Here is an 11,768-nt window from a genome sequence, read left to right as displayed (position 1 = left end):
TTTATGAATGAGTGTTTTTTAGCAATAGGAATCCCTTTCCGGTGCAGGGTCTGCGCCGGTTGTGTTAAAAAATTAAGTGGATGATGTTAAGGTAATACCGTCAGCTCCCTTCCCTGAATTCTGAAGTGGATGGTGCCGGTGAGTTCGATCATGCTGAGTACTTCCGAAATATTATCAAAACGTGAAACAGTGCCGGAAAAGATCTTTCCGTTCATATCGCCTTGGTAATTTACCCTTACGTCATACCAGCGTGCAAGTTTTCGCATAATGCTTTGTATGTTTTCATGGTCAAAAGTAAAGTAGCCGTTTTTCCAGGCTATGACTTCTTCTAAGTTTGCTTTGCAGGTGGTGATCCGGGTGTTGGAGTCAGTCATTTGTGCCTGCATACCCGGTTTCAGTAATTGTTCACCTGAGTGGTTGTTCACTTTGACAGCGCCCTGCAGCAGGGTCACTTTACTTTTCGCCTCGTCTTTATAAGCCATGACGTTGAAGTGAGTGCCCAGTACTGTAATGGTGTTGCCGTTGAAGTTTACCTTAAATGGTTTGGATTCGTTTGTGGCAATTTCAAAATATACTTCCCCGCTTATTTCCACTGTCCTTTCATTGTTCCTGAAGGTGGTTGGGAATCGTAGGGAGGATGTAGCGTTGAGCCATGCTTTGGTACCGTCTTCGAGTACGATCTGGTATTGTCCACCTGTAGGGGTGGAGATCGTGCTCCAGGAGGAGGCGCTACTGCCTGTTTTGTCGTTATATTCTATGAGTCCATTTTGAACCTGTTTAATTATTACGCCGTTTTTTGTGGTCAGGGAACCTGCCCCTGCGCTGTCCAGCGTGATGGATGAACCGTCAGCGAGGGTCAGGATAGCCTTATTGCAGCCAGGCGTAACCTTGTTGGATGCAAGGTTTTTGGGCGCTGATGGCGGCAGGGTTGGGTTGTTTTTATAGATGGATGAAAGGAGGATGAAGAGGCCGGTTAATGCAGCAGCTGCTGTGAGAATAGTGGTCAGTACCCTGATCCTGTTTTGTTTTTTAGGTTTGATCTCCTGTTCCAGCAGGGCGTGTAATTCGTTTTCTATTTCGGTTTTGTCACCCATTTCAGGTTGCCAGGGGTGTTCTTCCGCTTCCATTTGGTCGGTGTATTCCTGTAGTCGTAGTTTTTCTTCGGCTGTGATCGTACCTGATAACAGTTTTTCGTATAGCAAAAAGAATTCCCGTGGACTCATTTGTTTGATTTATAGGTATCTGATAAACTAGAGACCCTTTTGGGGCCTCACACACATAAATTTGAAAAATATTTTTTGATTGCGGGCGGGGCCGGAAAAAAAAAGAATAATCTCTGGCAAATTGTTACCTTTAATCCACACTACGTTATGTCCATTTATCATGTGCTTAGGCCATTTATCAGACCATGAACTTTGGGAGTCCATATTAAAGGGGGATCAGGCTGCTTTTTCTTTATTCTTTAAGAAGCATTGGCAGTCAGTATACACAACTGTATTTTTCCATTTAAAGGACAGGGAAGTCAGTAAAGAAATCACCCACGACATTTTCCTGAATATCTGGTTAAAGAGAGAACAATTAGATATACTTTCTTTCTCGGCGTATTTAAAGGCGGCGGGTCGGTATCATGTGTACAGGTATCTGAAGAAGGAGAAGGTGAAACCCCTCTCGTTTAATGAGGATATCGGGCAGTTGGACCATTATGCGGTTCAGAATGAAGGGGATCAGCAGTTGTCGCGGCAGGAGCTGGAGGATAGTGTGGAAGAGTTTGTGAGGGGATTACCAAAAAGGTGCAGGGAGGTGTTTATACTAAGCAGGCAGGAACATTTGTCGAATGACCAGATAGCAGGGAAGTTAGGAATTTCGAAGCGGACGGTTGAGAACCAGATCACTTATGCGCTGCATCATTTGAGGACGATGCTGAAGGTGATATCTATATTTTTGTTTTAGTAGTTTTGTTCGTAAATATTCCAGATATATCTTCTTTTTCAGAATGAGCATTAAAAATGCTTTGCTGCATTTTTGTTGTTTTTAAATCCATCATTTACTGGTTCGGGTTTTGATCCTGCATGCACCCTTTCCGGAGAAAGGGTGCTGGTAAACTGATCGCTTTGTGCAACTAAGCAAATTATAAATAGTGCAAAGGTTCTTATCACTGTACACTCCATTCGTGAATACCTGATGAATTGTCTTTTGGCAACTGTACTTCCAGCCTTAAAGCAGTGGTGTTAACAGGTTCAAATGTTACGCTATTGTATTTGTCTTTTGCTATTTCGTAAGGTGTTTTATTTACGACAGGTATCCATTCATCCCCCTTTTTATAATAGAGTTTCCAGGATGCAGGAATACGACATCCACCGAAAGGTCCGTCATCATACCAGTAAACTTTAGAACCGGAAATTGTATACGCCTGATCAAAATCGTACTGCACCCATTCCAGCGTATCCTGTTTTGGCCACCAATGCAGGTAGAGTGAACTGTTGTCATGAGAATCCAAAGGATCGTACTGATCATTCAGCGCCATGAACATCCGTTTGTTTTTTATGCTGGCGCTTACTTTTGCTTTGGAGGCAATGGTCGGAGCTGGCTTGGGCCTGGCCGCAGAGGCTTCGTATGGAATCCATACAGCCATTTCGCCGGGGCCACGATTTGCCCATGCGTAGTAGGGAATAGCTGTTACTGTTTGGGTATCAGTAATAAGTTTATCACTGTTTAACTGCCGGCTGGAAGAACTACCATTCATCTGCAATACGGTTACACCATTCAGCATGTCAGGTTTATAAACAGCATTCACAGCAGCATTTTTATCAACTACAATATTTTGTACAGTAGCATCTTTATTATCCGGACCTTCCAGGCAATACATGATAGGACCACGTTCCAGTGCAAAACGTTTTTTATCGGCAACTACCTGATCGTTGGCCATAATCTTTTGTACGCTCATGGGGAAGTCAAGTCTTATTTTATCACCGGCCTTCCAGTTACGCGCAATGACAGCATAACCTTTTTCCATTTTGTAACTGGCAGGTTTACCATTCAGCAGTATGGCCAGTTTGGGCAGACTTGCACTATCTGCGTCGTAGTATAAGTTGCCCGGTACAGGGGTACCTTTTGCCCATTCAGGAATACGGATATGCAGTGCGAAGTTAGCTGCTTTGGCAGGTGCCACTGCAATATCGACCTGTCCATCCCATGGGTAATTGGTGGTTTGTGTGATCTGCACTGCACCAACAGGTAATTTGATAGAAGCTGTATTACCAGCAAAGAGATTTATGTAGAGATTGTTTTGGTTCTGGGCGTAAATATATCCGGGCATAGAGGGCAGGAACCTCGTCATATTTGAAATACAACAGGCACAACCGAACCACGCACTTCTTTGATGCTGTCCCATAGACGCTAATGGATTCGGATAAAAGAACCGATCTCCTGAGAGTGATACGCCGGATAATAATCCATTGTATAAAGTACGTTCCAGTACATCAATGTATTTCGCATCGCCATGCAGCAGGAACATCCTGCTATTCCAGTATACGTTCGCGATAGCAGCGCAGGTCTCTGCATAGGCACTCATATTCGGAAGTTCGTATGCCTGTCCAAATGCTTCGCCATTGCCGGTAGCACCAATGCCTCCGGTAATGTAGAGTTTTTTATTTACCACATCATTCCATATATCATCGATGGCATGCAGGTATTGCTGATCACCTGTGAGTGCAGCTACATCTGCCATGCCGGTGTACATATAAGTCGCTCTTACAGCATGACCTTTTGCTTCGTGCTGGTCTACTACTTTTGTAAAAGATTGATTGTATTCACCACTATATGGAGAACCGGGACCTCGTACATCGAGGAAGAACTTTGCCAGATGCAGGTAAGCAGTATCGCCGGTGACACGGTATAATTTCGTCAGCCCTGTTTCTACGATCTGGTGGCCGGGCCATTTTTCTTCTTTGCCATAGCCGAGAGTTTTAACCAGCAGGTCCGCGTTTTTGATAGCAATATTCAATAAGGTCTTTTTGCCTGTAGCCTGGTAATGTGCTACAGCGGCCTCGTACAGATGACCGGCATTGTACAGTTCATGACTCAGGTCTTCCTCCATTTCCCATCTCTTCGTACCTATCCATGGATGAGGGTGTGCGGCGTGTACGGTGCGGAAAGTATATAAATAACCATCTTTTTCCTGTGCAGCGCCGATAATAGTAATCAGTGAATCGAGGTACTTTTCCAGTTCGGGGTTCTTTTTCACCTGCAAACCATACGAAGCTCCTTCAATCACTTTGTACAGATCCGTATCGTCAAATGTATATTCCGTCATAGAATCGCCGGGAATGGTATGGGCAGCACGTCTGAAATTGTCGATGCGGCCTGTCTTACGACATTGTTCCAGGGTATAGGGAATCGTTACTTCCGCATTCACCCTGATCTTGGGCGCCCAGAAATTGTCGGATACCTGTACCTGTGTGAAGGCCACAGGCTGTATGGGATAATCTTTTTTCACCTGTGCCTGGAGGGTGCTACAAAATCCAGTCGTTGCGATGATGAGCGTTTTTATCTTCATAGGGATGAAATTATGGTTTCCCCCGGGAATGGGTTAAATAGATATTAATCAGATTTGCCTGTATATTAGCAGAATTTTATGGATCGGTATTTCATTATTAACAAGCCTTACGACATGGTGTCGCAGTTCGTGAGCCCTGACAAAGTACATCTTTTGGGCGAACTGGATTATGATTTTCCCGAAGGCATTCATGCCGTGGGCAGACTCGACAACCATTCCGAAGGATTGCTTATTCTTACTACCAATAAAAAAGTCACCCGTTTACTATTCGAAAGCGACACACCACACAAGCGTACATACCTTGTGATGGTCAATAAGATCATGAGTCCGGAGTCGGTAGAGAAATTGCGAACCGGTGTGACCATTCGTATAAAAGGGGGCGTGGATTACGTCACACCGCCCTGTGAGGTGCAGGTAGTAGAAAAACCGGCGAACGTAGGGCCAAGGGCACATGACCTGAAGGAGTACCTGCCAAGGACGTGGATTACGATCACGCTGACGGAGGGAAAGTTTCACCAGGTGAGGAAGATGACGGCAGCTGTGGGGCATCAGACGAAAAGGCTGATACGGATCTCAATAGAAGAGCTGTTGTTGGGCGATTTGCAGCCGGGGGAAGTACAGGAAATGGAGGAGGAGCAGTTCTTTAGGTTGTTGAATATTGTGAATGTAGCCGTATAGGAGCTGTCAGCGCTAATATTACTGTATAATTTAGCAATATCGCATCAGTTTGGTGCCATTATTCTTGGTACTTTGCTGACTTCCTTATCATGCTTAAAAGTAAATTATGTTGAAAAAAAGTGCACTGGCACTGGGTGTATTGTTACTCTTTCAGATAGCACGCGCCCAGGATGCAGCACCCTCCCGTTACGGAATCATTCCTTATCCGCAACAGTTGGTGCCACAGGCTGGAGAATTTGTCATTACTGCAAAAACGAAATTGGTTGTTCCGGCCGGAAAAGCTTTCAGCAATGAGGCGGCACAGTTACAGGCACTCATCAAACAGGGCTTAGGTCAGGCATTGCCTGCAGGTACCAAAGCCGGTGCGGGTTCCATCGTATTGACACAGAATGATCAGCTGGAAGGCGAAGAAGATTACACTTTGCAGATCAGCACGCAGGAAATTCAGATAGGAGCAAAAACGCCTACCGGTATGTTCCGCGCGATCCAGACCCTGCGTCAGCTGATGCCGGTATCAGTAGAAGGTACAGCTACCAAACTGGCGAAGATCGCCATCCCTGCTGCGAACATCACCGACCACCCTGTATATGGCTGGCGTGGTATGCACCTGGATGTATCCCGTCACTTTTTTTCAATCGACTACCTGAAAAAATTCATCAACGTACTCGCCTTGTACAAGATGAATAAATTACACTTGCACCTGACCGATGATCAGGGTTGGCGTATTGAAATCAAGAAATATCCTTTGCTGACAGAAAAGGGTGCGTGGCGTGAATGGAACAACCAGGATTCTGCCTGTATGGAGAAAGCCAAAACCAATCCGGATATGGCGATCGACGCTTCCCACATCATTCACAAAGATGGCAAAACACTGTATGGCGGCTTCTATACGCAGGCGCAGATGAAGGACCTGATTGCTTATGCAGCAGCACGTCATATCGAAATTATCCCTGAAATCGATATGCCGGGTCATATGATGGCGGCTATCAGGGAGTATCCTTTCCTGAGTTGTCAGGGTGGTGTGAAATGGGGTAAATTGTTTACCACGCCTATCTGTCCTTGCAAAGAAACGACCTTCGAATTTGCAGAGAATGTATTTACTGAAATTGCGGCATTGTTCCCTTCTCAATATATTCACCTGGGTGCAGATGAAGTGGACAAGTCTACCTGGGAACACTTTGATGGTGTAAAGGATTTCATGAAAGAACACAATATCAAAGACGTTGATGAACTGCAGAGCTACTTTGTAAAGAGAATGGAAAAGTTCTTCAATTCCAAAGGGAAGAAGCTGATTGGCTGGGATGAGATTTTGGAAGGGGGTGTGAGTCCTACGGCAGTTGTGATGTATTGGAGAAGCTGGGTACCTTCAGCACCCGTGCATGCGGCTAAGAATGGGAACTATGTGATCATGACGCCGGGCAATCCTTTGTATTTTGATGGTATTCCTGACAGGAACTCTATTGCAAACGTGTATCATTTTGAGCCGGTTCCAAAGGGCCTGACTGCCGAAGAAGGCCGTAACATCATTGGTGCGCAGGCGAATATCTGGACAGAGATGATCCCTTCTGAAAATCGTGCAGACTTTATGTATATGCCACGAATGACAGCGCTGGCAGAAGTATTGTGGACACACAAATCCGATTTTGAAGGGTATTCTCAGCGTTTGATGACGCAGTATAAACGCCTGGACAAGATGAGGGTACACTACCGTATGCCAGATCTGGATGGGTTTACAGAAGAAAACGTATTTGTAGGAAAGACGAAACTGGTAATTGCGAAACCTTCTCCTGAGATGACGATCCGTTATACAACGGATGGTACGGCGCCGACAGTAAAATCTCCTGAACTGCCAGCTGATTATATTATTCCGGGTAAGATTTCCCTGCGTATTGCGGCATTTAAGCCGGATGGTGTGCATGGAGAGATCTATACGTTGAACTATAAGCCACAATCATTCTTCAAACCGACAGAAGTGAGTGGTTTGCAGCAGGGGTTGAAACTGGATTATTTCAACGGATCATTTAAGAGTGTGACGACACTGAAAGATACACCGGATAGCAGCGGGTATGTAAACAATGTGATCATGCCGGATAGTATGGGGCATGGTGGTAAGCCATTTGCCGCTACGCTGAAAGGCTTTATCAATGTTCCGGAGACGGCTATATATAGTTTCTTCCTGACGGCAGATGATGGTGCGAACCTGTACATAGATGGAGAGAAGGTGGTGGATAATGATGGCTGGCATGCACCTTTACAGAAGAGCGGACAGATTGCGCTGCAGAAAGGGTTGCATCCGATCGAGGTGAAGTTTGTAGAAGGCGGTGGTGGGTATACGCTGAAGCTGGAATACAGGGTGAATGGAGGTAAGATAGGAAGGCTGCCGGACGAGTGGTTGCAGGTGGTAAAGTAAAAGTTTTTTAATCGGGCGGCTTATTAGCCGCCCGATTTTTTTATGTTATTGCAACAGATAAAGTAGTTTTGCAGGATTATGAAGGATTATAAAAAGCACTTTTTGGTGCCAGCAGCTCCTGAGGAGTTGTACAAGGCATTGACCAATCAATACACCATTCAGTTATGGTCCGGTGAACCTGCGGAAATGAAAGCCGAGGCGGGAACGGAGTTTTCCTTATGGGGAGACAGTATTGCAGGTATGAACCTCGAGTTTGAAGAGGATAAGAAGATTGTGCAGGAGTGGTATTTCGGGGATCAGCCGGAAGATTCAATTGTGACGATTATACTGCATCCGCACAAAAAAGGAACGGATGTGGAGCTGAGGCATACGAATATTCCTGACGAGGCATTTGACGACATTGTGGATGGATGGAATGAGGCTTATTTTGGAGCACTTGTTGATTTCTATTCATGAAGCCAGCGAGTATCAGTGAAATAAAGAAGGAATTGCAGGCATTGCCCCCGGCAAGGCTCATGGAGGTGTGTTTGCGGTTGGCGAAGTTTAAGAATGACAATAAGGAGTTGTTATCTTATTTGTTATTCGAGGAAGGGGACCTGCAGGGATATATAGCCGCCGTGAAACTGGAAATGGATGAGGCATTTACTACGCAGCCGAAGACGAACATTTACTATGTGAAGAAGCATTTGAGAAAGATATTGAGGGGAGTGAGTAAGCAGATAAAATATACGGGATCGAAGGTGGCGGAGATAGAGTTGCTGTTGTACTTTTTAATGAAGATTAAGAAAGCGGGGATAAAGGTAGGAGAGAGTCCGGCATTGACAACGATATATATGGGGCAGATGAAGAAGATCCGGAAGGCTATAGAGGGGCAGCATGAGGATTTGCAATATGAATATTTAAAAGAATTAGAAAGATTATAAGTTGATTAGCAGGCAATTGCCTGCTTTTTTCTTATGCGGTAAGTACTAAACTTTCAGAATATTTTGAAAATACAATAAACTGTACTAGGTTTGTACTGTTATGAATATCCTTGCATATATCATTTACCTGTTCATCACTTACCTGGTCACCGTCAGGGTGGGTTTACTCTTCTTCCGGAACGGCCGGTTATACATCCTGGGGTTATTACAGGGGGATGTATCGCTGACGGATTTTATCAATAAGATCCTGCTGGTGGGGTATTACCTCGTGAACTTAGGGTATGCGGCGATCATGATCAGTTGTTGGAGTACGGTGCATACCTGGCTGGAACTCCTCACCAGTATCACGACTATGACGGGCAGGATCTTATTAACCCTGGCAGTAATGCATTATTGCAACATGGCGGTCATCTTATTGATCAAAAATAGAATTTCATCACATTAAAACTATACAATATGAACTTCATTGCTTACCTCATTTATCTTCCTGTAGTCATTTTTGTAACCTGGTATGTAGCGCATACGCTTTTCAAAAATGGCAAAGTATTTATGCTGGATATTTTTCATGGTAAGGAAGACATTGCACAGGCCACAAATAAGTTGTTCGAGACGGGGTTTTATTTATTGAATTTAGGCTTCGCTTTTTTTATCATGGAGATCACGCAGGAAGTGTTGAGTAACCGTACACTGATGGAAGTGCTGAGTATGAAGATTGGTGGATTTTGCATTTACCTTGGAGTGATGTTGTTCTTTAATTTGTATTTATTTTTCAGGGGAAGAAAGCTTGCAAAACGTACGCCGTTGCCTCTTATAATAAAGTAAATGTCAATATGTTAATGCCTTGCTAAAATCTTCTGATCATTAAATCTTTCCTTTAAACGACAGTCTAAATACTATAAAAAAGAAAAGGAGGAGTCATGAAAAAGATAATAATTGCGTTAACGATGACCGTAATGGCAACAGGTGCTTTTGCAATGGGTCCCGGACATGGTGGCGGTGGCTTCCATGGGGGAGGTCGGACAACCGTCATTGTAAGCGGTGGTTTTGGTTACTACAGCCCATTCTATTCACCATTTGGCTGGGGATTTGGGTATGGATACCCTTATTATGCGGCTCCTTATCGACCTACTAAACTCGATATGCAGGTGATGGACATTAAAAATGACTATGCCGACAGGATCGCTTCTGTGAAAATGGATAGAGATCTGAGTGGTAGAGAGAGAAGGCAGGAGGTGAGACAGTTGAAAAGAGAACGTGACAATGCTGTGTATGATGCCAAGAGGAATTATTACAAACAGCAGATGGAACGTAGACAACAGTCACAACCGCAACAGCAGCCACAGGAACAAACTCAGCCACAAACGCAACAGCAATAATGGATTTGAAACAGGCCGTATCTTTCTTAAGATACGGCCTGTTTTTATTTGGCTACTTAATGGAGATAGGTTGTCCTTTAAGCATTGCTGAGGAGGTCTATTTATTTTTGATACACTTACAATATCCCTAAAATCTTTTTGGGCAGATGTGCAAACCGATATCCCAGTGTAAAGCCAAGGTTCCAATCTGTCCGGTGCATATCTTTCACTAATAAATTCGTATTCAGATTTTCCCACGAGGCATTGAGGTATGCATAATACTTATCGCCATTATACCCCCCATTGATCCATCCCTGCATATCAGTCACCGCCTGCAGCCTGTAATTATTTGTATTTAATTCATGCAAAGCCCCTGCACCAAACATCACCGCAGGTGCGATGATCCACTTATGCTGTCCCAGTACAATATTGTGGGTGTATCCTCCTTTAAATACCAGCGACAACCACGAGGGGTTAGAAGATAATAAATTATAAGTAGATGAGTCTGAAATCAGATGTGGGGTCGGTTTTCTCCAACTGATCTGGTGCCAGAGCGGGGTTGCTGCCAGGAATACAGCACCCGCAGATTGAAGCTGTTGTTCGGAAAAGGAAGTGGCTGCTTTGTAAGAGTATTTCTTATGATTGATATAGTAAAAGAGGTCGAGTCCAGCATTCGTAAAATCAATCCCCTGGAAGGCCTCATATCCCCTGTGGTCATGATTGGGTATCAGTAACCCATTATAGGCGTTATAAAACGGCTCTACGCTCACCGCATGACTACCAAACTGCATCCTGATCAGCCGATAGTGATACTTTGCCTTATTGTCCAGTTCTGTGCCGGGTATGTTGACAGAATATTGCAGGTATAGCCATTTATAACTCACATCGCCTCCCAGGTATCCACTGCTGTTCACAGCCAGTTTATAATTATGCTGTCTGTTTCGGTGGGTCCTGAATTTAAACGTCGTGCTATACGTTCCCGAATATAGCTCAAACGTATTTTTCCTTTGAAATGGCTGAATATAAGCCGAGTCTGTTTTTTGAGCAAACACTGAAGCCGGAAAAATTACTGACAGAAAAAGGTAACGCCACATGATTTTACAACAACAGGAATCAGTAAAAGGTTTTTTCGCAAAAAATGTTTAAGTTTCTACCCGATATTAACAACTACACTATGAAATTAAAACTCAGACATTGTCTGCTGGCCTTTATAGCGCTGCCAGCCTTTGGACAAAAATCAAATTTTCACTTCGTGAGCACAAAGAACCAGCAGATCAATATTAATAAAGGGACCATATTTGTGAATGGTAACCGTACGTATCTGCTGAGCAATGGCGCGGAGTTTTTAGATAGCAGGCGCAATAAGCTCATTGAAAATGGAGGCAATGTATTTTTATTTCTGGAAGTAAGTCGCGGTGCGGACGTTAAAGATCTGATAATTTTCAGTGTAAATAATAGCAAGGCGGATTCTATCGGGAATGTAGTATCTTCTGATATCAGGGATTATGACCATGATCAGAACCTGGAAGTAGGCGGTGCATATACAGTGGCGCCATATCCTGCTGCGGATTCAGTGTATTATGTGCCTTATATCTATTATGAAATTGTGAAGGGCAGGGTGGTGCTGGATGAGGAGTACAATGAGAAAATTAATAAGAAAAAGTATGGGGTATGGTTAAAGGATCTGATAGTGGATGGGAAGTACAAAGTGATACCTAAGCCTAAGCATTAAATGATAACAAAAGAGGGTGTATCACAAAATAGATACACCCTCTTTTCAGAAAATGGTTTTCATCCCCGTTGGTGAATAACCTCTTTCATGAAGGTTTTTTCAGAAAATGGTTTTC

The 11,768-nt window shown here is 44.0% G+C and carries 12 protein-coding genes; 9 read left to right on the top strand and 3 right to left on the bottom strand.

Annotated elements, in window-relative coordinates; translation table 11 throughout:
* Nucleotides 1–86: 86 nt before the first annotated feature.
* Nucleotides 87–1,223, bottom strand: a complete 1,137-nt coding sequence (locus SIO70_RS24500; protein WP_320575187.1) for a FecR family protein — start codon at nucleotides 1,221–1,223, stop codon at nucleotides 87–89.
* A 160-nt stretch (nucleotides 1,224–1,383) separates the two neighbouring features.
* Here SIO70_RS24500 and SIO70_RS24495 point away from each other — a divergent pair, with 160 nt between their 5' ends.
* Nucleotides 1,384–1,950: an RNA polymerase sigma factor gene (locus SIO70_RS24495; protein WP_320575185.1), complete on the top strand. Its 567-nt coding sequence runs from the start codon at nucleotides 1,384–1,386 to the stop codon at nucleotides 1,948–1,950.
* A gap of 202 nt (nucleotides 1,951–2,152) precedes the next feature.
* Here the strand turns inward: SIO70_RS24495 and SIO70_RS24490 are convergent, their stop codons facing one another.
* Nucleotides 2,153–4,555, bottom strand: a complete 2,403-nt coding sequence (locus SIO70_RS24490) for a glycoside hydrolase family 127 protein (protein WP_320575183.1) — start codon at nucleotides 4,553–4,555, stop codon at nucleotides 2,153–2,155.
* 78 nt (nucleotides 4,556–4,633) lie between these two features.
* Here SIO70_RS24490 and SIO70_RS24485 point away from each other — a divergent pair, with 78 nt between their 5' ends.
* The 7 genes from SIO70_RS24485 (at nucleotide 4,634) to SIO70_RS24455 (ending at nucleotide 9,942) form a co-directional block, all read left to right on the top strand.
* Nucleotides 4,634–5,233, top strand: coding sequence for a pseudouridine synthase (locus SIO70_RS24485; protein WP_320575181.1), 600 nt, complete (start codon nucleotides 4,634–4,636; stop codon nucleotides 5,231–5,233).
* A 106-nt stretch (nucleotides 5,234–5,339) separates the two neighbouring features.
* Complete coding sequence (locus tag SIO70_RS24480) at nucleotides 5,340–7,643, top strand: family 20 glycosylhydrolase (protein WP_320575180.1); 2,304 nt, start codon at nucleotides 5,340–5,342, stop codon at nucleotides 7,641–7,643.
* Between the two features lie 78 nt (nucleotides 7,644–7,721).
* Complete coding sequence (locus tag SIO70_RS24475; protein ID WP_083723892.1) at nucleotides 7,722–8,099, top strand: SRPBCC domain-containing protein; 378 nt, start codon at nucleotides 7,722–7,724, stop codon at nucleotides 8,097–8,099.
* Entirely contained in the window at nucleotides 8,096–8,566 is a 471-nt protein-coding gene (locus SIO70_RS24470) for a hypothetical protein (RefSeq protein WP_320575179.1), read from the top strand. The genes SIO70_RS24475 and SIO70_RS24470 overlap by 4 nt, the downstream gene beginning before the upstream one ends.
* A 100-nt stretch (nucleotides 8,567–8,666) precedes the next feature.
* On the top strand, nucleotides 8,667–9,011 hold the full coding sequence (locus tag SIO70_RS24465; protein ID WP_320575178.1) for a hypothetical protein: 345 nt from the start codon (nucleotides 8,667–8,669) through the stop codon (nucleotides 9,009–9,011).
* Nucleotides 9,012–9,022: 11 nt separating this feature from the next.
* On the top strand, nucleotides 9,023–9,388 hold the full coding sequence (locus SIO70_RS24460; protein WP_320575176.1) for a hypothetical protein: 366 nt from the start codon (nucleotides 9,023–9,025) through the stop codon (nucleotides 9,386–9,388).
* Nucleotides 9,389–9,483: 95 nt separating this feature from the next.
* Nucleotides 9,484–9,942: a hypothetical protein gene (locus SIO70_RS24455; protein WP_320575175.1), complete on the top strand. Its 459-nt coding sequence runs from the start codon at nucleotides 9,484–9,486 to the stop codon at nucleotides 9,940–9,942.
* 116 nt (nucleotides 9,943–10,058) lie between these two features.
* Here the strand turns inward: SIO70_RS24455 and SIO70_RS24450 are convergent, their stop codons facing one another.
* Nucleotides 10,059–11,015, bottom strand: a complete 957-nt coding sequence (locus SIO70_RS24450; protein ID WP_320575174.1) for a DUF4421 family protein — start codon at nucleotides 11,013–11,015, stop codon at nucleotides 10,059–10,061.
* Between the two features lie 80 nt (nucleotides 11,016–11,095).
* Between SIO70_RS24450 and SIO70_RS24445 the strand changes: the two genes are divergently transcribed.
* Nucleotides 11,096–11,653: a hypothetical protein gene (locus SIO70_RS24445; RefSeq protein ID WP_320575173.1), complete on the top strand. Its 558-nt coding sequence runs from the start codon at nucleotides 11,096–11,098 to the stop codon at nucleotides 11,651–11,653.
* Nucleotides 11,654–11,768: the final 115 nt, after the last annotated feature.

Origin of the sequence: Chitinophaga sancti (assembly GCF_034087045.1) — a bacterium.
GTDB classification, from domain to species: Bacteria; Bacteroidota; Bacteroidia; order Chitinophagales; family Chitinophagaceae; genus Chitinophaga; species Chitinophaga sancti_B.
The sequence above is the reverse complement of the archived record's forward strand: the minus strand, read 5'-3'. Positions and strand labels throughout refer to the sequence as shown.

What these genes read in the sequence shown, in the direction of transcription:
- SIO70_RS24500 (WP_320575187.1), bottom strand. Translation starts at nt 1,223, where the DNA reads ATGAGTCCACGGGAATTCTTTTTGCTATACGAAAAACTGTTATCAGGT.
- SIO70_RS24460 (WP_320575176.1), top strand. Translation starts at nt 9,023, where the DNA reads ATGAACTTCATTGCTTACCTCATTTATCTTCCTGTAGTCATTTTTGTA.
- SIO70_RS24470 (WP_320575179.1), top strand. Translation starts at nt 8,096, where the DNA reads ATGAAGCCAGCGAGTATCAGTGAAATAAAGAAGGAATTGCAGGCATTG.
- SIO70_RS24485 (WP_320575181.1), top strand. Translation starts at nt 4,634, where the DNA reads ATGGATCGGTATTTCATTATTAACAAGCCTTACGACATGGTGTCGCAG.
- SIO70_RS24455 (WP_320575175.1), top strand. Translation starts at nt 9,484, where the DNA reads ATGAAAAAGATAATAATTGCGTTAACGATGACCGTAATGGCAACAGGT.
- SIO70_RS24445 (WP_320575173.1), top strand. Translation starts at nt 11,096, where the DNA reads ATGAAATTAAAACTCAGACATTGTCTGCTGGCCTTTATAGCGCTGCCA.
- SIO70_RS24475 (WP_083723892.1), top strand. Translation starts at nt 7,722, where the DNA reads ATGAAGGATTATAAAAAGCACTTTTTGGTGCCAGCAGCTCCTGAGGAG.
- SIO70_RS24465 (WP_320575178.1), top strand. Translation starts at nt 8,667, where the DNA reads ATGAATATCCTTGCATATATCATTTACCTGTTCATCACTTACCTGGTC.
- SIO70_RS24450 (WP_320575174.1), bottom strand. Translation starts at nt 11,015, where the DNA reads ATGTGGCGTTACCTTTTTCTGTCAGTAATTTTTCCGGCTTCAGTGTTT.
- SIO70_RS24490 (WP_320575183.1), bottom strand. Translation starts at nt 4,555, where the DNA reads ATGAAGATAAAAACGCTCATCATCGCAACGACTGGATTTTGTAGCACC.
- SIO70_RS24480 (WP_320575180.1), top strand. Translation starts at nt 5,340, where the DNA reads ATGTTGAAAAAAAGTGCACTGGCACTGGGTGTATTGTTACTCTTTCAG.
- SIO70_RS24495 (WP_320575185.1), top strand. Translation starts at nt 1,384, where the DNA reads ATGTGCTTAGGCCATTTATCAGACCATGAACTTTGGGAGTCCATATTA.